Source organism: Haloplanus sp. HW8-1 (assembly GCF_023703795.1).
Classification (GTDB): domain Archaea; phylum Halobacteriota; class Halobacteria; order Halobacteriales; family Haloferacaceae; genus Haloplanus; species Haloplanus pelagicus.
The window spans coordinates 1,119,540-1,144,542 of the sequence record NZ_CP098518.1 but is presented as its reverse complement, the minus strand read 5'-3'; the positions used below and the strand labels follow the sequence as shown (position 1 = coordinate 1,144,542).

15 protein-coding genes and 1 pseudogene are annotated in these 25,003 nt (G+C 60.3%); 10 read left to right on the top strand and 6 right to left on the bottom strand.

The features are described 5' to 3' along the window. Positions 1-119 precede the first annotated feature (119 nt). Positions 120-1,373 (bottom strand): inorganic phosphate transporter, encoded by a 1,254-nt coding sequence (locus tag NBT82_RS06135; protein WP_251330673.1) that lies wholly within the window; start codon positions 1,371-1,373, stop codon positions 120-122. 214 nt (positions 1,374-1,587) lie between these two features. Between NBT82_RS06135 and NBT82_RS06130 the strand changes: the two genes are divergently transcribed. Together NBT82_RS06130 and NBT82_RS06125 are read left to right on the top strand one after the other, a co-directional pair. Further along, complete coding sequence (locus tag NBT82_RS06130) at positions 1,588-3,018, top strand: APC family permease (RefSeq protein ID WP_251330672.1); 1,431 nt, start codon at positions 1,588-1,590, stop codon at positions 3,016-3,018. Between the two features lies 1 nt (position 3,019). Further along, positions 3,020-3,748, top strand: coding sequence for a universal stress protein (locus NBT82_RS06125; RefSeq protein ID WP_251330671.1), 729 nt, complete (start codon positions 3,020-3,022; stop codon positions 3,746-3,748). Between the two features lie 19 nt (positions 3,749-3,767). On the opposite strand, the gene NBT82_RS06120 is transcribed toward NBT82_RS06125, so the two are convergent. The 3 genes and pseudogenes from NBT82_RS06120 to NBT82_RS06110 form a co-directional block, all read right to left on the bottom strand. Next, complete coding sequence (locus NBT82_RS06120) at positions 3,768-5,303, bottom strand: TrkH family potassium uptake protein (RefSeq protein ID WP_251330670.1); 1,536 nt, start codon at positions 5,301-5,303, stop codon at positions 3,768-3,770. A 96-nt stretch (positions 5,304-5,399) separates the two neighbouring features. Continuing rightward, positions 5,400-6,729 (bottom strand): annotated as a pseudogene (trkA, locus tag NBT82_RS06115) (Trk system potassium transporter TrkA). Positions 6,730-7,091: 362 nt separating this feature from the next. Beyond that, a complete protein-coding gene (locus NBT82_RS06110) occupies positions 7,092-7,583 on the bottom strand; it encodes a CPBP family glutamic-type intramembrane protease (protein WP_251330669.1) in 492 nt (163 codons plus the stop codon). Between the two features lie 428 nt (positions 7,584-8,011). On the opposite strand from NBT82_RS06110, the gene NBT82_RS06105 reads away from it, so the two are divergent. Beyond that, the gene (locus NBT82_RS06105; RefSeq protein WP_251330668.1) at positions 8,012-8,542 is read left to right on the top strand and encodes a hypothetical protein; all 531 of its coding nucleotides are present in this window, start codon (positions 8,012-8,014) and stop codon (positions 8,540-8,542) included. A 243-nt stretch (positions 8,543-8,785) separates the two neighbouring features. Further along, on the top strand, positions 8,786-9,616 hold the full coding sequence (locus tag NBT82_RS06100) for a YihY/virulence factor BrkB family protein (protein WP_251330667.1): 831 nt from the start codon (positions 8,786-8,788) through the stop codon (positions 9,614-9,616). 772 nt (positions 9,617-10,388) lie between these two features. Here NBT82_RS06100 and NBT82_RS06095 read toward each other — a convergent pair. Next, positions 10,389-10,598, bottom strand: coding sequence for a pro-sigmaK processing inhibitor BofA family protein (locus NBT82_RS06095; protein ID WP_251330666.1), 210 nt, complete (start codon positions 10,596-10,598; stop codon positions 10,389-10,391). A 683-nt stretch (positions 10,599-11,281) separates the two neighbouring features. On the opposite strand from NBT82_RS06095, the gene NBT82_RS06090 reads away from it, so the two are divergent. After that, positions 11,282-12,748 (top strand): ATPase domain-containing protein, encoded by a 1,467-nt coding sequence (locus NBT82_RS06090; RefSeq protein ID WP_251330665.1) that lies wholly within the window; start codon positions 11,282-11,284, stop codon positions 12,746-12,748. 43 nt (positions 12,749-12,791) lie between these two features. On the opposite strand, the gene NBT82_RS06085 is transcribed toward NBT82_RS06090, so the two are convergent. Beyond that, positions 12,792-12,944 (bottom strand): hypothetical protein, encoded by a 153-nt coding sequence (locus NBT82_RS06085; protein ID WP_251330664.1) that lies wholly within the window; start codon positions 12,942-12,944, stop codon positions 12,792-12,794. 441 nt (positions 12,945-13,385) lie between these two features. Here NBT82_RS06085 and NBT82_RS06080 point away from each other — a divergent pair, with 441 nt between their 5' ends. The 5 genes from NBT82_RS06080 to NBT82_RS06060 all read left to right on the top strand — a co-directional run bounded on the left by NBT82_RS06080 (position 13,386) and on the right by NBT82_RS06060 (position 24,955). Beyond that, a complete protein-coding gene (locus tag NBT82_RS06080) occupies positions 13,386-15,575 on the top strand; it encodes a PAS domain S-box protein (RefSeq protein ID WP_251330663.1) in 2,190 nt (729 codons plus the stop codon). Positions 15,576-16,009: 434 nt separating this feature from the next. Then, on the top strand, positions 16,010-16,774 hold the full coding sequence (locus NBT82_RS06075; RefSeq protein WP_251330662.1) for a BrxA family protein: 765 nt from the start codon (positions 16,010-16,012) through the stop codon (positions 16,772-16,774). Beyond that, the gene (locus NBT82_RS06070) at positions 16,774-20,517 is read left to right on the top strand and encodes a hypothetical protein (RefSeq protein ID WP_345780715.1); all 3,744 of its coding nucleotides are present in this window, start codon (positions 16,774-16,776) and stop codon (positions 20,515-20,517) included. Before NBT82_RS06075 ends, NBT82_RS06070 begins: the two co-directional genes overlap by 1 nt. Beyond that, positions 20,514-21,134, top strand: a complete 621-nt coding sequence (locus NBT82_RS06065) for a BREX protein BrxB domain-containing protein (protein WP_251330660.1) — start codon at positions 20,514-20,516, stop codon at positions 21,132-21,134. Before NBT82_RS06070 ends, NBT82_RS06065 begins: the two co-directional genes overlap by 4 nt. Next, the gene (locus NBT82_RS06060) at positions 21,131-24,955 is read left to right on the top strand and encodes a hypothetical protein (protein WP_251330659.1); all 3,825 of its coding nucleotides are present in this window, start codon (positions 21,131-21,133) and stop codon (positions 24,953-24,955) included. The genes NBT82_RS06065 and NBT82_RS06060 overlap by 4 nt, the downstream gene beginning before the upstream one ends. Positions 24,956-25,003: the final 48 nt, after the last annotated feature.

Here is a 25,003-nt window from a genome sequence, read left to right as displayed (position 1 = left end):
CACGTGGGCATTAAACGTTCGTCCGTCGAATCCACAGGCAGAGACGCATCGCTCGTCGGGACCCGTCTCACTGCCCTCGGTATCGACCGTGCGACGCGGCTCTCTGCGGGGCGAGCGGTTCACAGGACGAGGGCAAAGAGGAGGTACGATCCCACGACCGAGAGCGACGGCGTGAGGATCCAGAGGACGACGATTCGACTCGTCGCGGCCGGGTCGAACAAGCTCTCGGCGGTCAGTTCCTCGATGTCCTCTTCGCCGATCGGAGGGACGGACGGAGGGTCGTCGTGCTGATCGGCCGTTTCCGGGACCGCTCCGGACGCGAGGTCGCCCACGGTCGGCCCCGCTGGTCTGTCGTCCCCGGTCGACGGGGCGGCGAGGGCATCAGTGGTGAGTTTCGGCCCCGGCTCGGTCTTGGACGGCGGTGTGGCGAGTTCCGCGAGCGTGACGACGCGGCTCGCCCGCCCCCAGCCCAGGCCGATGATACAACAGGTCGTGCTCACTGCGAGGCTCGCCGGAATGCCGAAATACGAGAGGATGGTGATGATCGTCGCACCCACGGTGGAGACGATGAGCGCCGCCAGAATGGGGAGGTCCGTGATGCCGTCACCAACCGTCTCGAGGGTGCGTCTGGCGATCGTGAACCCGCCGAGGCTGATGGCCGCCACGGCCAAGAGTACGCCCTGGTCGATCGTGACTGCGCGGTTGCCGACGAGCGGGGCGACTGCGTTCGCAGCGTTCGAGGCGCCGGCGCTGAACCCCATGTAACAGGCGATCCCCAACACCAGCACCGACCCGATGAGATCGCGCGGCGCCGCGTTCCTGTTGAACCGGACGCGCGGAACACGGCCCGAGCGGTCGACCTGGATCAACTGTCGTTCGAGGCGCGTGAACGAGAGCCGGGCTTCGAGTTGGGGATAGACGTACCGCCCGATGACCGCACCGATCGCGAGCCCGATGAGTGGGGCGACGATCCACGCCGAGACGATCGTGAACATCAGCGCCTCGTTGAGCGATCCCGTTGCGAGCCCCAACCCCACGATCGCCCCCACGGCCGTCATCGAGGTCGAGGCGGGGACGCCATAGATGTTCGAGACCAGCAGCGACGCCCCGGTGAAAAACAGGACGCCGACACCGGCCACCGGAGTGAACTGTGCGGCCGGTACGATCCCTTCGCTCATCGTCACGATGACGTTGCGACCGACCGTCCACGCGCCCAGGAACACGAACACGCTGAAGAGCCCTGCCGCGGTTGCCTTCCTGACGAGTTTGCTCCCGACGGCCGGCCCGAACGCGACGCCGGTCGAGGAGCCGCCGATGGTGAACCCGACGAACGCGGCGACGAGTAGGCCGGCGACGACGAGTAATGTGACCATGGAGACGGATCTAGAACCACCATTTCGGTTACAGGCATAATGGCCTGTCCATCCGGTTCGGTGTGTGCGCCGCCCACACGGCCCGATACGTCCGAACCATCTTCGGAGCGACGGCGGGTCAGTATATACCCTCTCTCATTGCCCTGTGTTGCCCGTGGAGAACACCGTACGACCGTCGGCGATTTTATCCGACTGCTGAAACTATCTTCCTGATATGACCGAACAGCCACCCGACGTCGAGTCAGCGGGCGAGAACGTCGCCGGTGAAACCCCCGTCGCGGAGCCCGAAGCCGTCACCGACGAGACGACCGTTCACGACGACGACGTCGAACTCGAACGGACGATCGGGCTTGTCGGCGGGTTGGCGATCGGGATCGGGACCATGATCGGTGCAGGTATCTTCGTCTTCCCGGGACTGGCGGCGAACAACGCCGGCCTCGCCGCCACCCTCTCCTTTGCGATCGGCGGACTGATCGCGTTGCTCGTGGCGCTGCCGACCTCGGAACTCGCCACGGCGATGCCCCGGAGCGGTGGCGGCTACTACTTCATCTCGCGGGGGATGGGAACGGCCTACGGGGCGATCGTCGGGCTGGGACTGTGGCTGGGCCTGATGTTCGCCTCCGCGTTCTATCTCGTCGGCCTCGGCCACTACGCGAGCGCCGTCTTCGCCGAACTCGGTGTCTCGCTCCCGTTCAGTCCCGTCATCGGGATCGGACTGCTGTTCGGTGCCGCACTGACGGCATTGAGTATCGGCGGCACGGAGAACACCGCGAAGATTCAGAACGTGGTGGTCGGAATCCTCCTCGTGGTCCTCACGGCCTTTCTCTCGTACGGTGTTCTCGACGCGGTGGGCGTGTTCGGTGGAGGCACCGTTCCGGAGCAGTTCTTCTCGAGAGGGTACTTTCCGGTGTTGACGACCGCGGCGCTCGTGTTCACGTCGTATCTGGGGTTCGCCCAGGTCGCGACCGTCGCGGGCGAGATCAAACAGCCGGGTCGGAATCTCCCGCTGGCGATGGTCGGATCGGTCCTGGTCGTCACCGTCTTTTACGTCGTGACAATCTTCGTCGCGACCAGCGCGTTCGGAGCCGATCGGCTCGGCCAGTTCGGGGAGACGGCGATGGTCGAGGTGGCCCGTGAGTTCCTCGGGCTTCCCGGTGCGGTCGCGATTCTGGGTGCCGGACTGCTAGCGACGTTCTCGAGTGCGAACGCGTCGATTCTCAGCGCTTCGCGAGCGGTGTACGCACTGAGCCGCGATGCACTGCTCCCGCGCAAAGCGAGCGAGGTCAACCTCCGGTACGGGACGCCACACGTCGCGCTACTCGCCGCCGGTGGCCCCATCCTCGTCCTCGTCGCGACCGGCCAAGTCGAACTGCTCGCGGAGGTTGCCTCGTTCCTCCACCTGATCATGTACGGGCTGATGTGTGTCGCCCTGATCGTGTTGCGACGACGGAATCCCGAGTGGTACTCCCCCAGCTACCGGGTGCCGGGCTACCCGGTGGTCCCGGCCGTGGGGACGCTCGCGAGTTTCGGACTGATCGCCTTCATGCAGCCCGCGTCGATCGGTATCGGCATCGTGGTGATGCTCGTCTCCTACCTCTGGTACCGTTATTACGCTGGGAGCGTGACACTCAAAGGGGACATCTGATATGACTGACCGTCCATCCATACTCGTCCCGCTTCGCGTCCTCGAAGGAGAGTCGGTTCCGGAGGGCGTGCCCGAACTCCTCGCGAACGCCCACGTCGTCCTGCTTGGCTACCACGTCGTTCCGGAGCAGACGGCGCCGGGACAGGCGCAGATGCAGTTCGAGGATCGGGCCACGGAACGGCTCGACGAGTACCAGGCGATGTTCGAGGAGGCGGGGGCGACCGTCGAGCGGCGACTCGTGTTCACCCACGACGGCCAGAAGACGATCGACCGGACGACGACCGAGCACGACTGTCTGGCCGCACTCGTCCCGAACGCGACGGGGCCGGTCGAAGACGTCCTCGTCGCCGTCCGTGGGACCGTGGGAGTCGACCGCCTCGCCCGCGTCGTCGCGGGGCTGTTCGGAGCGACCGACGCGTCGGTGACGCTGTACCACGTCTCGGAGGAAGCGGAAACGGACGAGGACGTGGCGACACTTCTCGATGGACTGGCAGACCGACTGGAGGACCAGGGCATGGACGCCTCGCGGATCGAGACGCGCGTCGGGCGCGGGCAGGCGGCCCTCGACGCGATCGTCGATGCAGCCGACGCGTTCGACGTCGTCGTCATGGGCGAATCCGATCCTTCGTTGGCGACGTTCGTGTTCGGGATGCCGGCCGATCAGGTCGCCGACCGGTTTCTCGGCCCCGTCCTCGTGGTGCAGCGCGAACCCTCCGAAGAGACGGAGTGATACGGGAGACGGAGACCGGTTACTCGTTCCAGAACGCGCCCGTGAACATCACGAACACGGGGATGATCTCCAGCCGACCGATCCACATCAGGAAGATCATCAGCAGTTTGCTGGAGGCCGGAAAGTCGAGGTAGCTCCCGAATGGGCCCAGAAACCCGAACCCTGGACCGATGTTCCCGAGCGTCGCCAGACTCGCACTGGCCGCTTCCAGCGTCGTCATATCGAGGCCGACACGGCCCGCGTCGAGCAGGATGAGCACCGTCGCCACGCCGAAGGTGAGCAGGTACAGCAGCGTGAACCCGTAGATCGCCCTGATGACCTCCTCGTCGATGACGTGGCCGCCGAGACGAACCGGCTTGATCGCGCTCGGATGGGCCGTGGTGAACAACTGCCGGCGAATGGCCTTGATGACGACCAGCCATCGGACGACTTTGACGCCACCGCCGGTCGATCCGGCCGAACCGCCGATGAACATCGCAAAGAGCAGGAGACCCTGTGCGGTCGTTCCCCACTCTGCGAAGTCACTGGTCGCGTATCCCGTGGAGTTCAGGAGCGAAGCGACTTGGAACGTGGCTTGCCGAAGCGAGTTTTCGAGGGCGCCCTCGGTGACGCCGCCGAGTTCCAGGGGTGGGGCCGAGCCAGTGAAGAGAAAGCCCCACAGAATGACGATCATCCCGGCGTTCGCACCGAGATAGGCCTGGAGTTCGCGATCACGGAGGAACTCGGCGTATTCGTCCTGCACCAGCAGGTAAAACAGCGCGAAGTTCATTCCCGCGATGAGCATGAAGGGAACGACGACCCACTGGACGGCTGGCGAGAACGCCGCGATGCTGTCGGCCTGCGGGGAGAATCCGCCCGTCGGCAGCGTCGTGAATCCGTGCGCGACGGCGTTATAGACGTCCATGTTCGGGGCCATCCCCGCGTAGTGGAGGCCGATCAGTATGGCGACATAGAGGACGGTGAAACCCATGTAGAACAGCCAGAGCAGCCGGGCAGTCTCGGCGATTTTCGGCGTCAGTTTCTGGAGTTCCGGGCCGGGCGCTTCCGACTCGATCAGTTGCGCGCCGTTGACTGCGGCCTCGGGGAGGATGGCCACCATCAGCACGATGATCCCCATGCCACCGAGCCACTGGGTGAGCTGTCGCCACATCAACAGTGCGTGGGAGTGACGTTCGAGCGAGATTGCGCCGAGAACCGTCGCACCGGTGGTGGTGAACCCGGACATCGACTCGAACAGCGCGTTGACGGGATAGCGGAGCGTCGATTCGGTGCCGTACCCGGCGATGACGTACGGCACTGCCCCGACGAGGGCGACGGCTCCCCACGCTAGCGCCACGAAGAGCAGTGCTTCGCGAGCGCCGAGTTGCGGGTCGTCGTCGAGGCGTTCCAGCGCGAGGCCCATGACGACCGCGATGCCGATCGAGAGGAGAAAGACGACGATATCCTCTCGGTAGAGGAGACCGATCGCCAACGGGACGAGCATGGTGACGGCGAGATATTTGATGACCGTGCCCGTGAACGCGACGCTCTGTCGCCAATTGACTCGAACCGCCATCACTGGTCACCGTCCATTATGCCACCTCCTCCCTGCGAATCCGGAAAAATCTCCCGTTCTTACCATCCCCCTCATCGGGAGCGACGATGGAGCATCCTACAGTTTACTGCTGGCCTCCTTCAGCGAGCCGATTTCGACGAACACGACCACGTGGTCCCCACGCTCGACGACGGTGTTGCCCCTGGGAATGACAATTTCCTGTCACGGGCAATCGCTCCGATGACCACCCCATCCGGAAGGTCGGCGACGGACTCGCGGATCGGTCTGTCCACGAGAACGCTCTCTTCGGAGATCTCGATTTCGAGGACTTCCGCGCGGTCGGATTCAATGATCGCGACGTTTTCGGCTTGGTACTCACGGGTAAACCGGGTTATCTCTTCGGCGGTCGCTTCGCGTGGATTGACTGCCACGTCGATGCCGACTTCCTCGAACAGGTCGACGTAGCCTCCCGAATCGACGACTGCGACGGCTCGTTCGGCACCGAGACGCTTGGCGAGGAGGCCGGCGAGCAGGTTTTTTCGTCGTTGTTGAGTGCCGCAATGACGATATCGACGTCGTCGACGTGTTCCCGTTCGAGGAATGCTCGATCCGTCGCATCACTCTCCAGTACCGTGGTCCCGTTGAGCGATTCGGCGAGTTCCCGAGCCCTGCCCTGATCCTGCTCGACGAGACGGGGTTTCAGACCACGTTCCTGTAAGAGACGGGCGACGTGGTAGCCGATATCGCCGCCACCGACGACGAGCACGTTTGGTGTTCCGTCGGTGCCCGGTTCGAGTTCGTGTGCGAACGTGTGGATGCTATCGGGACTTCCGATGACGATCACGTCGTCTCCCGGTTACAAGACGGTCTCCCCGCGAGGGACGATCACCGTGTCTCAACGTAATACGGCGGCGAACGTGAGCGAATCGTAGCGGTCGGCTGCTTCGACGGTCAGGTTGGCGACGGGACTCGACTCCGGAATCTCGAATTCGGCCATCTGAACGAGTCCGTCGACGAACATCTCGACGTCACGTGCCGCCGGTAAGCCGGCAATTTGTGCGATAGTCTCGGCAGCCAAAAGATTCGTCGCAACCATATGATCGATTCCGAACGCACGCTTCGACCGTTGCCACGTCCGCAGAAATTTCGCGCTCTTGACCCGGGAAACGGTGAACGCCTCGGTGACCGTCATCGTGGTGCTACAGGTGACGATGTTCGTCTCGTCGTCGTCAGTACTGGCAATGAGGATGTCTGCTTCCTCGATGTCGGCCTCCGCCAGCGTGTCCAGATCGGTGCCGTCACCCTCGATACCGAGGATGTCGGTGTTGTACATCAGCGCCTCGACGCGGCTCCCGTCGATATCGATGACGGCGACGTCGTGGGTCTCCGCGAGACTCTCGGCGATAGCCGTCCCGACTTCGCCCGCCCCGACGATCACGACGTACATAGGGGATCCTCCGCGTCACACATAGGCGGCTGATTCTCTCGGCGCGGTGAAGTGTATTTTCCTCTGTGGCTGATCGAAGTCCTGTCGTGTGGTCCCGATTTCATCCTACCAGGAAGGCATCCGAACGCTGTCGAGGGGGGTCGTTGGTTCCTCCGCGCTGGATACGCGGGCTGTACTCAGCACGGATTATGGGTAGTCGTTCGGACGGAGGAGCGGTCGATCACCGACACGGAAGTCTCTGAACTGCTGACGGATCGTTCCTGCGAGTCGATGCGGAGGGAGTTCACACGGATGGTCCGGTTTGTCCCGAGTGGGTGGCTCGAGTCGCGGCCCGTATACAGTACGTACTGATATCTGCACGGTCAAGTTCCCCTCCGCTCGTTGCAAGCGGCCGGAAGGACACCGAAGATGCTCGTGAACAGGGTTGACACGACCCCACCCGAAAGGAGCAGATGCATCCCACCGAACGGGAGTCCGCCGACCAGTACCCGGCCGAACGACCCGATTGCCGGTTCGAGCGTATCGTGGACCATCCCTCCGTACAGGATTTCTTCTATGGGTGTCACGACGACGAACGTGGCCACTCCCCCCGGAGCGATGATCTCCGGGTGGTCCGACAACGCGCGCCACTTCACCGTCGTCCCACCATGTGCGCCGTGGCTCAGCCCGCTCATCGGTAATACCGGTGTCACCGCTCGCTGTGCCACCTCGTACCCGATCACTCCGAGGCCAATCACCGCGAACCCCTCGATCGAGGGTACCTGAATCCGGTCCAGTAGCTTGTAGTCGTCACGCCACCAGACGTAACCGGCTGCGACGGGTTCGAATCCCGGCTGAACAACGTAGCTACGCACTATCACTCCAAAGAGAGGCCATTCAACTTCGAGGATGCAGACAACGAGTCGACAACGACAACTGAGACAGATCCGGCAACACCATCCAGTGCTCCAAGTGCTACGGCACCGGCTACCCTCCGAGACAACTCTCCACTTCCGGACCCGGCCTGCCTTGGCCGGTCTGAGTTTGCATACACGTTCTCGGAACGCGTTAGCCGATGATACAGGAGGCCGTGTTGGTGGCTGTGGAAATCTATCCCACTCCGAATATTCAGTGAAGCAAACGGCCTGTCACAGGCTGTCCGTAGCACTCACGATCACGAGATGGTGTCGTAACAATTCGCAGATTCCCAACCCGTACCGGTCATCCGCGCGTGATCAATAGAGGCTAGACGTTTCGGTATGTACAGGACTTATCGGAGTCTGCGATCAAACGGAGATAGTCGATGAACCGTCGTCAGGTACTCAGACGCTTGGCAGCCGCTGGGAGTGTCTCTGTTGCCGGTTGCTCGTCTGTTCTCGGCTCTGAAACGACCGTTCTTGGGAGGATCGAAGTTGTCAATTTTTCACCTGTGGCAAATAGGATCCGCTTACTCGTGACTCGGGAGGGTGACGATGAGAATCTTCTCGACCGGATGATCACGTTGCCAGCCGTTGGCGCCGAAAACGGGACACCGGGGGTAGTTATCGAGCCAACCTGGCCAGAAACACAGGGTGAGTACACTGTCCTCGCCGTCCATTACGGAGAAGATGGCGATAGGGAAACCGAGGATTGGGAGTACACGTTCACACGAGAGGACTACAACACGTACTATGCCGATCGAGAAGATCCAGGCTGTATCGGTGCTATCGTCAAGGTCGGAAGTCTCACTGATATGGAGGACGACACAATCGGAATCGGTCCGACCTACATGGAGAATCCCTGTAATCGGAATACCACCGAACAGGCTCGCCGTCACTACGGCGAGCAGTTCTGACCTCGGCTATAGTAGCCTTTGTAAGTCATCGCACACCTGATCGCACGCAGTCTGGCGATCAGGTGTGCGAACAGTTCCAAACGCTACTATAGGCCCCGTCAAACGAGGGTTGCAGTAAGCCGCCGTTTTTTCCGGTATCTCCGGCGTTTCAGAGCCCTGTCCTGGCGGGGTTCGTCGTCCTGCGAGATACGCATCGGATAACTAACTGCCCGGAGTGGTGAGTATCTGTATGTATAAAATACAATGAGCAGCGGTACGAAAATCGGGTCATACGTCACCGCACCCTTGGATCGGGCTCGCTTGACCATCCACAGCATCGTCGCCCTCGCAGTGGACCGCAATCTCACGTACCTGGCGGCCGGTATCGCCTTCTACGCCTTCGTCTCGATCATCCCGCTGGTACTGCTCACCGTGGCGGTCGCATCGTTCGTCGGTGGCGAAGCACTGGCCGGCCGTGTGACGGGCAGGCTCAGCCAGCCACTTTCGTCGGCGGGTCAGGACGGTGTGACCCAGGCGCTCACGGAGACCTCCGGCAGAGGGGCTGCGTCCGTCATCGGGGTCCTCGGGTTGGCCTGGAGCGCCCTGAAGCTCTTTCGCGGCCTCGACCAGGCGTTCGACGAGTTGTACCCCGATACCGTGGACACGTCGCTTCTCAAACAGGTTCTGAACGGCTTCGTCGTGATGGCCGGAATTGCGCTCGCCATCGGACTGGTCGTCGCCGTCAGCGTCGTGCTCTCGTTCCTGCCGCTCGCTTTTCTCTTTATCAACGTTCTCGGGTCGCTACTGCTGATCTCCTTCCTTGTACTCGCATTCCTGTCGATATACTACGTCCTCCCGTCGGTCGACGTGACGATACGTGAGGTGCTTCCGGGGGCAACCGTCGCCGCTGGCGGGTGGGTGCTTCTACAGATTGGGTTCCGGCTTTACGCGGCAAACGCCACCCGCTACGCAGCGTACGGGATGATCGGTGCCGTCCTTTTGTTCGTCACCTGGTTGTACTTCGCCAGTATCGTCGTTCTGCTCGGTGGTGCGGTCAACGCCGTCCTCCGTGAGGCCAGTCTCGAAAGTGGGTAGCTTCCCCGGATCGTTCCGGAGAATACGGGGACACAGAAGACGCGATAATCTACGCAAGGACATTCGGACCAGTGGCCGATAGATTACCTTGTGAGCGCCTACTCGATACGGGCGAGAGGGCCGTGCCGATACGCTCGAAAGCGAAATACGATTGCAACGGTCTGCAACGGTTCGGCCTGACAATCCAGACGGTATGCAGAAACCATACCTCCGATTGTGGCCAGTAGGCTGATCCGTTTCAGTCCAGTCGGCTAGTAATATTGACTTACTCGGGGACGTTCAAACGACGGGCTTGCTCGTCGGAACCCTCGTCCTCGGCCTGGTGGCCCAGGAGACATCTCACCTTCTCCTCTCGCCCGAATGACTCTCGATCGCCCTTTTGTTCGTGGTCCAGAGTCCCCGTCGTCCGGGTCGTATTCCCTTTCAGACGGTAGAGTAGTCCGTACGGCAGTTCGGTGAAACGGCCCGGAAATCGATCGGCGAGACGGAAGTCCATCCACCCATTCCGGATCGCGCCGGCGACCGACTCCGGGTCACGGCGTCGATATCCAAAGCGGTCTACGCCCGTCCGATTTCGACGGGTGTGCCGGTTCGTACCGCTTGGCCTTGTCCTTCACGCGTCGACGGAGACGTTCACGGGGCGAAGGCGACTGTTTCGATACGGGTGTGCCATGATTACGTATGAACGCCTAGAGAACTGTCAGCGAAGTACGCCCCGACCTCTCCCGGCCCGTTTCGACGCCAAGCGTGGGTGTCCGCCTTCGAACCGGTCTCACACGGGGAGCGCCGGGACCACCGCGGCCACGAAGGCGACATCAAACAGTGCGAGCAGTAGTACTAGGATCGCTCCGGGGATCCCGAAAATCGCACACACCAAAAGCGTGAGGAGTGATATCTGTACTTCCAGTCCGGCGACGTTCGCGATGAACAGGATGACGAGGCCGACGACAGCGTTGACGGCGAGGGCTCGCAGTGAAACCATGGCCGTCCATCTCGGAGCCGGCCACTTTGTTAGGAGCCTGTTACTCGGCAACGAGAGGCGTGAGTTTCCTGTCGTGTTTCTCGATTCGTATTAGGAGTAGCCAGAATTCCGCCACGATACCGTCGGGAACTCCTGGCGTTCGACACGGCGTTTCGGGACAACCACAACCGCTCGCCGTTGGCTCGCCAGTGCTCTGATCCTCGCTGTGTCTCGGCGGTCCGTCGCACCCCTCCAGCGAGGACCACGAGCTCTACGTACTCAACAACCCAATCGTCACAGGATTTTCCCACGGCATCTCCTCGAATACACCCTCGTTCAACACGACACGCCGGATCGTCCCGTCGCCAACATTCACCCGATTTGTCAATACGCACTCTTGAGTCAAAATATTGGCAACTAACACACGTGGTCACGTGTTTTGGGACGATGGCAAGTAACCCCGAACCGCCGGCGCATTTTTTTTTTGAGCAGGTTGGACTGACCGCTCTCGCGCTGCTGGCTGGCCTTCTCACCCTGTTCGTCTTGCTTCCGTATCTCCAGTTCGATCGAAAAACTCGAATGTTCCGGTTGAATGCTCGGTGGACGTCCGTTGCCAGATTATAGGACAAAAATAATGTGCCATAGCTATCACGGCTTGGAACCAAGTGCGAAGAGACATATGGTGCCAGAAAGCCAGGGTATACATGAGCAAAACGAATAATACGGACCGAGAGCGACTCGTGACCGGCATTCCGGGCGTGAACGATATCCTCGGCGGCGGCTATCTCCCCGAGTCTGCAACGCTCGTGCGAGGCGAACCCGGCTCTGGCAAGTCGATTTTCTCCTTACACTTTCTCGCTGCTGGTCTGGATGCGGACGAGACCGGGCTGTACATCAACCTTGGCGAACCGGAGGACTACATTCGGGATACTGCCCAGCACTTCGGTTTCGCTATTGATGCGATCGAGTTCCTCAACCTCTCTGCCTCTGGCGACCAGTTTCAGGGCGAGGAGACGTACACCCTGTTTGAGTCCGGTGAAGTGGAAACGCCCTCGCTCGTTGAGAGCATTCGCGCGGAGGTCCAAGAGATCAACCCGGATCGAGTCGTGGTGGATCCAGTCACCGAGTTCCGGTATCTCGCTCCCGACGAACACCAGTTCCGGTCGCAGATTCTCGGCCTGATCAACTTCCTCAAAAGCGAGGGCGCGACGGTCCTGCTCACTTCGCAGGCTGCCACGTCGATGCCCGACGACGACCTGCAGTTTCTCGTCGATGCCGTGATAAACGTCAAGGCGGGGCCGGATCGCCGAACGATCCACGTCTCGAAGTTCCGTGGCTCCTCTGTTCGATCCGGACACCACACGCTCCAGATAGCCGACGATGGTATGCAAGTGTGGCCACGACTCGATCCCAACCGTCACGAGCGCGAGCACACTTCGAGCAAACTCTCCTCGGGTGTTCCGGCACTGGACTCACTGTTGTCGGGGGGGCTCACCACTGGAACGATCACGTTTCTGAGCGGGCCGACAGGGGTCGGCAAGACAACGACCGGTCTCCAGTTCATGAAAGAGGCCGCAGGCCGAGGCCGGCGCTCGGTCCTGTATAGCTTCGAAGAGGACCACAACACCCTCTTCGAGCGCGCGGAGGCCGTCAACATCCCCGTGACCGAAATGATCGACCGGGGGACGCTCAACGTGGAGGTGATCGGCCCTGAAGAACTCACGATCGACGAGTTCACCCACCGCATCCGATCGGAAGTCGAAGACAACGACGCCGAAATCGTGATGATCGACGGGACCAGCGGGTTCGAGCAGTCGCTACGCGGCGTCGACGAAGACCCGATGCGGGACCTCGTCAAGATCGGTCGCTACCTCCGCAACATGGGCGTGACCGGACTAGTGACGAACGAAGTCCACAACATCACCGGTGAGTTCCGCGCGACCGACCAAGGCATGAGCTATCTTGCTGACAGCATCGTCGTCCTGCGCCATGTCGAATACAAGGGCTCACTCCGGAAGGTGATCGGCGTCCTCAAGATGCGCACCAGCCAGTACGAAAACCAGCTCCGGGAACTGGAGATCACCGAACACGGTCTGCAGGTCGGGGACTCGCTGCCCGAACTCCGAGGGATTCTCACCGGCACACCGACTTGGAATGACGATGGAGACTGAGTCACCGGTGCTTGGAACCGCTGGCCGGCCTGGGACAGTGACATCACCCGCCCGGGTCGTACCGGTACCGTCGCATGTGGGCCAGCCACGAGGACACGTCATTCGACTCCAACGACCAGACAAGTACGAGACCGTCTCGGACGCCGTCGTTGCTCTCTCGGAGGCCGACCTGGATGTCGGTGTTTTCGAGGAACATTCGCTCCGTGAGTACGACACCGAGATCCGAGAGCGGAAGGCAGACGATATGCTCCCGGTGTTGCCCGATGGGTCCGACACCGGTGTTGAGACACTCGATCGTCGGGAAGGGACTGAGACAGAGCCGGCGGTGTCACAGTTTGTCGATGAAGATCTGACGACACCGCTCGGCACCGTAGAGTTACGGGAGCGACTTGATACGCTCGGGCGGATCAGGATCACGATGCCCCACGACGACTCGGGGACCCCATCCGACCAGCGGAACGCAGTGCTTGACCGAACCGACCAAGGACTCGATCATCCTGTAGCGGGACTCGGTCTCTCTCGTCGATACACCAGTCGCGGAGTACGGCGGCACACTACAAATCAGCGACGGCGACTCGGGCGGGGTCAGTACCGAGGTCGAACTACCCGAAAGAGTCGCCGACTGGGGTGAATACCGATGACGATGACTCCCAAAGCGGTGCGCGGATCCCGGAACCGGATCCTCCCCCTCATTGCGGATTCGGGCAATCGACAGGTGCTCGAAAAATGGATCGACGATCACCCTTCCTACGAATCCGTGGACTTCTCGGGCGACATCGAGGACGCTGACTTCGATGTCTGTATCATCGACAAAGGAGCGTTCCAGGAACACCTCGATGCGCTCCGTGAGAAGAAGGCGGCGGCGGCCCCCGTTTTGCTTCCGTATCTCCTCTTGCTTCCGGAGTCAGGGGCGGATATCATCGAGTCAGATGCCGGTCAGCTCGCCGACAACGTGGTCACGGAAACGATCGACGAGATCGTCTCGCTGCCGATCCAGCAGACCGAACTCAACTGGCGACTCGAAGCGTTGCTCCGACTGCGGAATCAGTCGCTCACCTTGCGAGAACGAGAGCGCGAGCTCGAACGCCAGGTCGATCTCTTCGAGAAAGCCCAAGATATTGCGAACGTCGGCGCCTGGGAGTACGATATCGATGCCGAAGAGGGATGGTGGACCGACGAGGTGTCCCGCATTCACGCGCTCCCAGACGACACGACGCCGTCTCCGGAACTGAGCCTCCAATATTACCACCCCGAGGATCGACCGATCGTCGAAGATGCGTTCGAGACGGCTATCGAGGAGGATGAGCCGTACGATGTCGAAGTCCGACTCACCGATGCGGAGGGCAACCAGCGATGGGTGCGAACGAGGGGCGAACCCCAGTACCAAGACGGGGAACTGGCCCGCGTTCGGGGGACGATGCAGGACATCACCGAGCGCAAGGAGCGCGAACGCGATCTTCAACGCATCAAGCAGGCGGTCGAATCCGCTGGCCACGCGATCTTTATCACCGATCCCGACGGGAAAATCGAGTACGTCAACGCGGGCTTCGAGGAGACAACTGGATTCACTCAGGCAGAAGTCGTCGGCAAGACACCGCACGTGTTGAACTCCGGGGCAATGCCGGATGGGTATTTCGAGGACTTCTGGAACACGATCCTCTCTGGGGAGGTGTGGGCAGAGGAGATCATCAACCGTCGGAAGAACGGCGAAATGTACGTGGCGATGCAGACGGTCGCCCCCGTCACCGACGGTGACGAGATTCACTCGTTCGTTGCAGTCCAGAAGGACATTACGGAACGCAAAGAGCGAGAGGAGACGCTACAGCGACGGACGCAGGCGATTGACGAAGCCCCCGTTGGCATCACCATCACTGATCCGGACCGGGAGGACAACCCGATGATCTACGTCAACGAGGCGTTCGTAGATTTGACGGGCTACCCACGTGAGGAGGCAGTCGGGAAGAACTGTCGATTCCTTCAGGGCGAGAACACCGACCCGGACCGGATTGCGAAAATTCGGGAGGCGATCGATTCGGAGGAACCTATATCGATCGAGATCAAAAATTATCGCAAGGACGGCACGGAGTTCTGGAACCACCTCAAAGTCGCGCCCGTACGAGACGATGCCGGTACCGTCGTCAACTACATCGGATTCCAACAGGATGTCACAGGGCGCAAGGAGCGCCAACGACAGTTAGAAGTTCTTGATCGGGTGTTACGACACAACCTCCGCAACGATATGAACATGGTTCGAGGACGAGCCGAGACGATCAACGCCGAGACGTCGGGGGAGGTTGCAGCCTCTGCCGAGGAGATCGTGGACACGAGCGACCGACTGATCCGACTGGCAGACAAAGAACGCCAGATAACGGAATTGCTTCGGGAGGACCCGACACAGGACCGAATCGAGGTACGCGATCGCCTCCAGGACGTCGTTTCGCGTGTTGGTTCGGAGTACTCGGACGCGACAATTGCTGTTGATTGCCCTGACGACGTAACCGTTGAGGCGATGCCACAGTTTGGACAGGCGATCAAAGAACTCGTTACGAACGCGATCATCCACAACGATTCGCCGTCGCCTGAAGTCACCGTTACCGTTACTCAGACTGACGAGACGGTTCGTATCGAAATAGCCGACAGTGGGCCGCGCATCCCCGAGATGGACCGAGATTTATTGGTAGACGAAGCGGAGCAAACACCGCTGTACCACGGGAGCGGTCTCGGGTTGTGGCTCGTGAAATTGATCACCGCCAGGTCGGGCGGTACCATCACAGTCGAGGAGAATTCGCCAGCCGGCAACGTTGTCAAAATAGAACTATCACGGTGACGGTTCCGTCCGGATTCGGGCAGTGCTACATACACGTTTCCCGTCAGCACAGTATCGCCGACCAGTCACTCAGGTGTCCGTACTGTTCTGTGAGACGGTCCGGTCGATAGATTAGTATGATTCTTGCCACGTGTTGACCAGAGGGGGCGTTACTGAGTCCGATCGTCTACGGCGGACGGTCGAATCACAGAACAGGTCTATTCGACGACGACCAGTTTTTGAACGGTGAGTAGTCTCGAATCACCGAAGAGTCCACCAGGTGTCGTGAGTTCAGAGATGACTCGCGAGGACGTTCTCCGACTGGCTACCCCGTCTGTGGATGACAAATAGTAAAGTAGGTTGATTGATTTCAAGATCGTATGAATACTATCCCTGACGGCGGGGGGACGCAACCGCCGTCGCTCTCTCACCGATTCTCACAGGACGAGGTAAACATGGACTTGACCATGTGTGGTCTTCTCGTTGAGCGAGCCGAGGAGATCGTTCAAATATACAACGAACACGGGAATTGGAACCTGGTCAAGGAGATCTGGTTCGATGAACGCCGTGCTAACCGCAGCACACGAGGAAGTTCACAGAAGATCTACCGTGTTCTCGCATCACGATTCAAAAACGCTCCTGCCAGCCTTCCCAACCCGCGTGCCCTACCTACGGTATTGGATACCTGCTCAACGCCGCAGGACAAAGCACAAGTTCTCTACCCGTATCTCGTCGCGGACGACGTGCTCGTCCGCTATGTCGTCCACGAGTACGTACAGCGACTTTCTGTAAACGCTCCAGACGCACTTGACTTCTCGAACGAGGCACTCACTGCTGTCCTTGACCAGTTTGAATACTCCGATGGATCCGCTTTCGACTACGCTGACTCCACCACGGAACGTTGGTGTGAAGGCTTCCGATCGGTCATGCGTGAGATCGGCGTCCTCGAAGATCAGCAAACTGTCGTCGGTGATCCACCATCACTCGGAGATATACCACTCCTCGTTGCGATGGATTACTCGTATGCGGAGGGTGGTGACGAGTGGCTAGAGTCGCCGGTCGGCCTCCAGTACCTGCTTCAGCCGAGCGATCGGTGGGAAGAGCACTGCGATAGAGTGGCTAAAACGGACGCCTGGGAGTTTGTCGAACTCCACGGCCGCCTCCAACTGCGACCTACTGACGAACCGTACGCATGGCTCTCTCAAGAGGGTGCTGAATGATGGTTGGTCCAACTTGGTTCGATGACCTGTCTGAAGATTTCGAAGAATCGGTACGCATCGACCGCGAGGAGCAGTCGGCGGAGGGAAACCGGCACAGGCGACAAGCTATAGGGTCCTACCACGTCACGGAGGATTCCCAACACTTCTTTGAAGACTTCGTCAATCGCCTGCTCGGCGAGGCAGAGGACATGCGCACGGGGTCGAACTACTGGCTCTACGGCTACTACGGCAGCGGAAAGAGTCATCTGCTGACAGTCCTTGACGGCCTGATGGATACCCAGTGGCTCCGGAGTTGCTACGACGATGTCTGGACCTCTCTCGTTCCGGATACGTCGACCGAGAGCAACCTGAACGAATTGCGCGGCCGTTGGGAACGCGTTCATTCCGAATACCACGTCATTCCCGTCTCGGTGAACCTGCTGAAATACCAGGGACAGAAGCAACGAAGTTTCAGTGAGATCGTTCTTCGGCATGCCCACCGGAACCCGATCCTCACGGGTGTCGATGATGGAATCTCCACCGGGCTGTCCTCCCAACTCGACGTCGCGTACTTCGAAGACTGGTACCAAACGACCGAAGCGTGGTCTGAGCGGCAAGACAAAGCGGCATCAGTCGTCGAGGGAGTGCCCCCGAGATCGCCGCAGTACGAATGGGAGGAAGCAGACCTCTGGACCGACATCCAACAGTACAGCGCGCTCTCCGACGTAGTGCTCCCGGGGCTGTTCGAGGACGTAACGGGCACGCGGGACGGCTACACTGACCTCCAGCCCTCGGATATTGACCCCGAGGAGGTCGTTGGCCGCCTCGAATCCCTCCGGCGAGACCGTGAAGAGGAGCTCGGCGAACCGGTCAAGCTCCTTCTTTTGCTCGACGAAGTGAGCCTCTTCATCGGGACCGATTTCGAGCGTCTCACCGAGCTTCAGACGCTTGCAGAGAACGTCGACGACATCGGGAATGGTGACATTCAGCTCGTCGCAACCGCACAGGCGAGAATCGAAGACGTTCAGCCGAAATTCGCGGCGCACGGCGCTGATTTCAGTATCGTCAAAGACCGGTTCCCACACCGGTATCAGCTACCGAGTAAGCACGTCGGTGACATAGCTAAACGACGGCTTTTCCAAAAGTCAAAAACAGGCGAAGACGCAGTTCGCCGAATCCTCGACGATGCCGGTGTGAAACCGCCTGAGTCGCTCGTTTACAACGAGATCAAGCAGAACACGAAGCCGCCGCTCGACGCGATCGACGATGAAGAACTCGTCGAATGCTATCCGTTCCTCCCGTATCACGCGCCATTATTCCTCGAAATTCTGTTCAATCTTCGTCGGGAGGCGAACGATCCGGCAAAGTCCATCTTTTCGGGAACAGCACGGGCCATCCTTGCGCTCATGCACGGGCTACTGAAAGACTGGGTCGACGATGGCGAGGAAGACCGGATCGTCTCCTTGGTCGACTTTTTCGAGTTGATCGAGCCTGAGTTGCGCGAAATCCTCCCACAGGATATGCGGGTCGTCGAGGGGCCCGACGAGACGACCGGTATCGCGGACGAGGTAGACGACGAACAGAGCGAGCTCCGGGAGTTCGACCTCGCCGTCGCGAAGGCGGTACTCCTGCTCCAGCACGTTCACGAAATCGTCCCACTGAACGAGGGGAACATCGCGGTGGCCGTCATGGATGACCTGAATGGCCAATCCTGGATCAGTACGACCAATCGCGTCGAGGAATCACTAGATCGGCTTCGGAAGTTTATCCGACCGGCTCAAGACGAGAGTGGACCACGCTATCGGTTCACAACACAGGAAGAGCGGCTCATCTACGACGATACCGAGGAGAACGAAGCGGACCCGGACTGGGACGACGTCGTCGCAACGCTAGACGACCATCTCTGGGAACGGATTACCCAAGACCTGTCTCTTCCCGAGTCAGTTCCGTACGGGGAGTCCGGCGACGAGTACCCGGTTTCGTATCATTTCGAACTCGACGGAACGACGTTCGAGACGAGTGAGTTGTCTGAGAGGGGACTAGATATCGACATCGCTATTCAGGGCGTTCGGCCTGACACGGATTCCGGACAAACCGACGAGGACACGCTGTACTGGGAGATAGACACTGATGGTCTCCAAGACCTACGAAAACGACTGGTCGAGTGGTGGTCGCTTCGCGACGCGATTGCGACACGTGACCCACCACCGGCGGTTGAGCGTGACCTCGAACAGCGTGCAGATGCAGTCCGCAGTAAGTTGACCAGCGCGATGATGAGCGGCTCGTACACCGTCAAAGATCGGACGGACATCCGCGGTCTTTCGAAAGCAGTTCGGGCCACGGTCGACGTCGCCTTCCCCGACGACTTCCACCCAATGATGCTCCAAGTCGACGAGAGTCGACTGCGCGAGCTACGCGAACTCGACGGCGATTCACCACTGCCCACGTGGGCGCAAACGATTCAGGTTCCCTCGAACCAGAATGGGAGCCAAGGTAAACAGACGATCCAGCGAAACGTCATGTCTCTCACCGGTCGACAGCTAAAAGGCCGCGACGAGGGGCTCAATATGAATACCGTCCTCGACGGTATCGTCGACCGGAAGCCGTTCTACGACGAGGCACGGCCCGCACTCTGTGCGATCATCTGGGGATTCTGTCGAAAAGGACGACTGCTACCTATCGACGAAGACGGAAGCACGCTGGAAGACGAGGCTGTCCTCGACCTCGACAGCCTCTCGACGACGAGGCTTACATTACTCAAATGGAAGTCGCCCGCAGATGTTCTGGAAGAGGGCGGTTTCAAGGGAACGACCGAAACGGTTGCGGATGGTCTCATCCACCTCCAGGAAGCCAACCAGCAGATTCGCTCGAAGCTTACCGGACTTCGTGAAGACGTCACTCTTGTCGTCGACACGGACGTTCGAACTGACGAAGTCGCCGAATTACTCGAGACGTTTGCTGACGAGCTGACCGAGCGAATCGAGGCGGCCGATGACCGCATCTCAACGGTCAAATCACAGGACGACGGTATCGAGGGCGTTATCGACCGGACGAACGAGACACAGGAGTGGGTCGAAGAGGTAATCGACGTCTGGAACCGGCGTCTTTCGACGCTACAACGGATTGACGCGGTACTAACGATCGGGAACCGTCAGTTCGACTGGGTTGACGAGGACGCTCGATCTACCATCGTCTCTCGCTCGACCGCGGTATCGTCGTTCGACGGTGAGTGGTGGACGACCGACGGGTGGAGTACGCTGTCCGGAGCGTTAGTTCCTGACCTTGCTCCCGAGTTTGACCGGTCGTGGAACGCGTTCGTTGACGAACGTGGCTTGGGTGAACTGGTCAACCGTATCGAAGAGCATCACTGGGTGCTCCAGGCTACCGATCTCCCAGCAGGCGTCCACATCGCCTTCGAGGGCGAATACATCACGCCGATGCGCCGTCTCCAGCAGTGGTACGAAACGATCGAGAACGCCATCACGATGCTGTCGAGTGATGCAGATTCAGACGAGGTCGTCGAAGTAACGGACGACATAGCGCAGTTAGAACCCCTCGGCGATTCGGTCGAATATACTCCGACCGAGGTGAGGTCCCGACTCGACGAGCTATCGTCGATCGTTGGCACTCGGACGCCCGACGGCATCGACCAGATCGGAATCGTACCGGACGATCGGCAGAAACTGAATCGTCGTCTGGAGCGTCTTGTTGAACAGCAAGCCCTCGAGATCGAGGAGACGGACGAAGGGGTGATTATTCGATGAGCCACGGCAGTTCGTCGCCGTACCGCGAATTCAAGGAGAAACTGAGTACGTTCGCGCAGGGGCAGTACGGTATTCGTAATCCGTTCGTTATCGCTGCCGTCGAGCCAGCGGTCGAACACCGGGTAGCAGACCGTCTGGAAACCTGGTCGGCTGGTCGAATGGAATCACCGGAGATTCCGGACATTGTTACTGTTCAGCCGATCCGACTCGACGAACTCCTTCCCCAGACCGACGTGTACAAACTCCTCGTCGACCTGGGCGATTCACTAGCCGACCTCGACGACGACACGTCGCCAGGCGAGCGTATCGAGGGGACAATGCAAGATCAACTCGCCGAGGAACTCGTTCAACAGATGATCGAGCACGCGCTCAGCGAAGAACAACTGGAGACCCAGAGCCACGTGGTGCTCCTGCTCAACCTCGGCAGTCTGTATCCATTCACGCGCGCGTCAGAACTGCTCGACGAACTCGACCGGCGGAACGTCAAGTCCACGGTCGGCATCCCGTTCCCTGGAGACGTCGTCGGTGGGAAATTGAGTTTCTTCGGTGGCGAATCGCGGCACTACTACCCGGCCCACCAGATCGACGGCCAGATCCAGGGGGTGCATCTCCAATGACTATCGACGACCTCTTCCACAGCGATCCGACTCGACAACTCGAAGAAGTACAGAAAGTCAACGCCCGGGAACGGGCCGAAACCGACGTCCGAGAGTTCTACGAAACGGATAGTGCCGAGCGGGTTCTCACGGAACTCGGCGAGACGATCAAGACACATCCCGGTGAGGCTGCACGGTTTCTCTACATCCACGCGACGTTCGGCTCCGGGAAGACTCACCTCCTGAAGCTAGTCGGCCTCCTCGCCGACGACGAGTCGGAATTCGCCTACCTGGGTGACAGGCTGGCCGAGCAGTGGCCCGGGTTCGACGAACTTCAGCGGTCTATCACCGACTCGCACCTCGACCGCCTCAAGCCGGTCTTCCTCAACCTGCTCGACCGCGACGCGTCGAAAGAGCCCCCGCTGCCGTTCCTCATCTTCGAGGCGATCGGCCGTGAACTCGGGTATCCGACCGATCCGAACTGGCTGCTCGAGTGGGCTTGGACACTGGACATGGAGTACGATGGGGTCTGGGAAGCCCTCCGAACGTTCGAGCATGACGGGAAGACATTCGACGACGTGCTCGCAGAACGGGCGTCCCTCCGCAGCTGGCTCTACGAGGCGTTGCCGGCGATGGAAGAGACGTCTGGTACGGAACTCGACAGTCGTTCGGGCGTGAAAGCCTCCATCGAGACCGCAGAAGCGGATGTCGATCCAGAAGAATTCGATCCCGAGGACCTCGTCTCACGAGTCGAGACTGCAACGGAGGCTCTCAACGACGGCAGCAAACGGACCGAATTGCTGCTCGGGTTAGACGAGGTGGCGCTCTTCGTCGGCGACAGTCGCCATCGCTATCGTGAGTTCGAGGACACAATGGAGGCACTGCAGCGTGGGCCCAACCCGGTCGTGGTCACCACCGGACAGTACTCCCTCCCGGATACACGGGAGAGTCTCATCGGCGAGCCGCCCGAAGACCACTGGACACACCAACAGGTCCCACTCGAAGGAGCGGACACGGAGATCATCGTCCGAAAACGCTGGCTCCAAAAATCCGATCCCGAGGGCAGAGAGCGTGTCGCGTCGATGGTGGCGTCGATGCCCGACCTCTCACTTCATACGTACTCCTCGGTGACGAGTGCGGACCCGGATCCGATCGAGTCCTATCCGTTCCGCGAGTACGACCTGTCGCTCCTGCGAACGGTGATGCAGGAACTCATTACACAGGGACGGTCAACGGACCGAGATTACATCCAGGGGCGGGCACTGCTCGTTCTGGTCAGGTCGCTGTTCACCAAGTTCGGGTGGGCGTCGGAGGAGGAAGGGTCGCTCGTCACGTGGGACGTCCTGTTCGACCTGCTGGTCGAGGAGACGACGTACCTCCCGCTGTGGGTTCAGGAGATGATCGACAACACGCTCGTGCCAACGTTCGACGGTGACGGAGACGCCTGGGAAGTGCGCCTCGCGAAGGGGCTCTACCTCCTGAACCAGACGCCTGCTGTCCCCTCGACGCCGGGGAACCTCGGACGGTTGATGGTCGACGACGTCACCGCGTCCGTCGACGACGTCGTCGAGCGAACCGGGTCGGGGCTGGAAAGGCTCGTCGACAAGCAGAAGGCCCTCACGGAAACGAACGACCAAGGCGACGAAGTGTACACGCTCGTCTCCGAGGATCAGGAAAGTATCCTCAGCCGGGCGCAGGACAAGGCCGCGAAGATTTCCCCGCACCAGCTGTCGGCGTGGTTGGAGACGCGACTGCGCGAGAGCGACGACTTCTTCCGCAGCGACGGGAGCCGTCACGAGGCCGACGTCGGCGACGAGCGCCTCGTCCCACTGCGGTACGACTACTCGATCCTCGAACCGGTCGACCGAGCGCCGTCCCCGGAGTACGATGCGCTTCGCGTTCGCGTGCTGGCAGACGAACACGATACCATCTCCGAGCAGGTCGAGACGTGGCAGGATGTAAATGACGGCCCGGATGGTGGCGAACACGTTCTGATCACCATCGACGTGCCCGAGACGATGCTCGAGCGGATTCGCAACGTCATCGGGATGGGACAGGTGTTAGACGAGGAGACCGAGTCCCACGAGGAACTCGAGCGCGAACACCGGACTGACAAGCGCCGTCTCGAAACCTCGGTTACCGAAATCCTCGAGGACGCATCGGTGTACACGGTCCACGAACGTCGCGGCGCACGCTCCAGCGTGCTCGACGATGTCGTCCAGGATCAGGTCGACGCCGTGTTCGGATCGTCTCGGAAGACGCTCTCACGGCCGCTCGTCGAAGTCGACGACGCGAAGGCGATGGCGAAGTTCTTCCGCGGCAGCGGAGAATGGCCGCTCTCGGGCGCGGACGCCGCGATGCTTGGCGTCGATACCACCAGCGCCGAGATCGGAGTCACCGGCTGGTGTCGGGAGTTCATCGACACGTACGAGTCACAGAAGTCGGTCGACGTCGAGACGCTCCTCCAGCAGACCCGGACGGCGAACGGTGACTACCGCGGGACGCCACAGGAGTCGATCGCAGCGCTTCTCGTCACGCTCGCGACCTCCAACGAGGATGTCGTGCTCAAACAAAATACTGAGTATCTAAATGACCCAACGTCGGTTGGTAGACAGGTTCGGACGAAAGGCGGACTTACGTCGCTGACGGTTCGCTTCGAGAAGATAATCGATCCGAGAAAAGTACGGACGCTCGTTGACACCGTTCTTGAGGGCGAACCAACTGGCGACGGTATCGACGAATGGCTGACCGAACTCGGCCAGTGGGTCGACGAGAACAGTGCGACCGTCAAACGCACGCTGAAGGGAGCGAATAGAGAGTTCGACGTAACGCTCGATACGTTCGAGGCGACGATCGAGCCAGCCCTCAGTGGTGACGAACTGTCCACGTCCGACTTGGGAAGTGACGTCGACACGGTACTCGAGGAGGCGAAGACTTTCGCGGAGGCTCGTGAGCTCTTCGGCGTCGAGGAGGACGGGACGACGCTCTGGGAACGGTTCAGCGACGAGCTGGACACGATGACGTCGCTCTATCCGAATGCGTCGGTGACCTCCGGTATGCGGGAGACAGCGGAGAGCAATACTGTCCCCAGTGTCGCGACGGTCGAGTCACGGCTTCGGGACGCAGTGGATCACCGCGTCGACGAAACGTCGGCGCAGTATCGGCGGATTACGGGAGACACCACCACTGAATCCAACTCCGAAGCAATCTGTGAAGACCTTGGTCGCTGGATTCAGTCGAACGAGGACGACGTCAGTCGTATTATCGATTCGGCCACGGGCGAATTTCACGACGTTGACCTCGATGACCTCACAACACTACTCGAGACCGCGTGGAACGGCGAACCACTATCGGAGCGTACTGTCGTCGATACCGTAGTTGTCCAGCAAGCCGAGACCTATGCGACCGTTCGTGAACTGTTCGACGAGTCGGACGGCGAGAGTCTCTGGTCACAGCTCGAGGACGCCGCCGGAGAACTCCGCTCTGAGCATCCGGAAACCCTGACACGGGAGTCCGTCGACGCGGCGTTGACGTCGTCGACGCCACCGAAGCCGACTCGCGTCGAAGACCTGATCGAGGAGGCCAAAGACCCGATTTCCGGTGAAGACACGTGGGAGCGCCTCGAGCACACGGCGGATGAACTGCGGGAAGAACTCCCGAACGCCGACCTCACACACACAGTGACGGGGCGTGTCGACGCTGACGACCGGCCGGGTGAAGAGCGAGCGGAAGAACTGCTACGGGAAGCGAACGACTTGCTTGACCGTGTCCGCACAGTGAACCAACGGTTGGACTCCCTCGACGAAGATACCATCGTAATAATCGAGAACCGTCCCGAGTAACTCGCTTGCCCGCTCCTGTGGCTGTCTATAGATCCGGGGCAGGGATTC

Coding starts and splice junctions, on each gene's coding strand:
- NBT82_RS06135 (WP_251330673.1), bottom strand. CDS start 1,373: ATGGTCACATTACTCGTCGTCGCCGGCCTACTCGTCGCCGCGTTCGTC.
- NBT82_RS06130 (WP_251330672.1), top strand. CDS start 1,588: ATGACCGAACAGCCACCCGACGTCGAGTCAGCGGGCGAGAACGTCGCC.
- NBT82_RS06125 (WP_251330671.1), top strand. CDS start 3,020: ATGACTGACCGTCCATCCATACTCGTCCCGCTTCGCGTCCTCGAAGGA.
- NBT82_RS06120 (WP_251330670.1), bottom strand. CDS start 5,303: ATGGCGGTTCGAGTCAATTGGCGACAGAGCGTCGCGTTCACGGGCACG.
- NBT82_RS06105 (WP_251330668.1), top strand. CDS start 8,012: ATGAACCGTCGTCAGGTACTCAGACGCTTGGCAGCCGCTGGGAGTGTC.
- NBT82_RS06100 (WP_251330667.1), top strand. CDS start 8,786: ATGAGCAGCGGTACGAAAATCGGGTCATACGTCACCGCACCCTTGGAT.
- NBT82_RS06095 (WP_251330666.1), bottom strand. CDS start 10,598: ATGGTTTCACTGCGAGCCCTCGCCGTCAACGCTGTCGTCGGCCTCGTC.
- NBT82_RS06090 (WP_251330665.1), top strand. CDS start 11,282: ATGAGCAAAACGAATAATACGGACCGAGAGCGACTCGTGACCGGCATT.
- NBT82_RS06085 (WP_251330664.1), bottom strand. CDS start 12,944: ATGTTCCTCGAAAACACCGACATCCAGGTCGGCCTCCGAGAGAGCAAC.
- NBT82_RS06080 (WP_251330663.1), top strand. CDS start 13,386: ATGACGATGACTCCCAAAGCGGTGCGCGGATCCCGGAACCGGATCCTC.
- NBT82_RS06075 (WP_251330662.1), top strand. CDS start 16,010: ATGGACTTGACCATGTGTGGTCTTCTCGTTGAGCGAGCCGAGGAGATC.
- NBT82_RS06070 (WP_345780715.1), top strand. CDS start 16,774: ATGGTTGGTCCAACTTGGTTCGATGACCTGTCTGAAGATTTCGAAGAA.
- NBT82_RS06065 (WP_251330660.1), top strand. CDS start 20,514: ATGAGCCACGGCAGTTCGTCGCCGTACCGCGAATTCAAGGAGAAACTG.
- NBT82_RS06060 (WP_251330659.1), top strand. CDS start 21,131: ATGACTATCGACGACCTCTTCCACAGCGATCCGACTCGACAACTCGAA.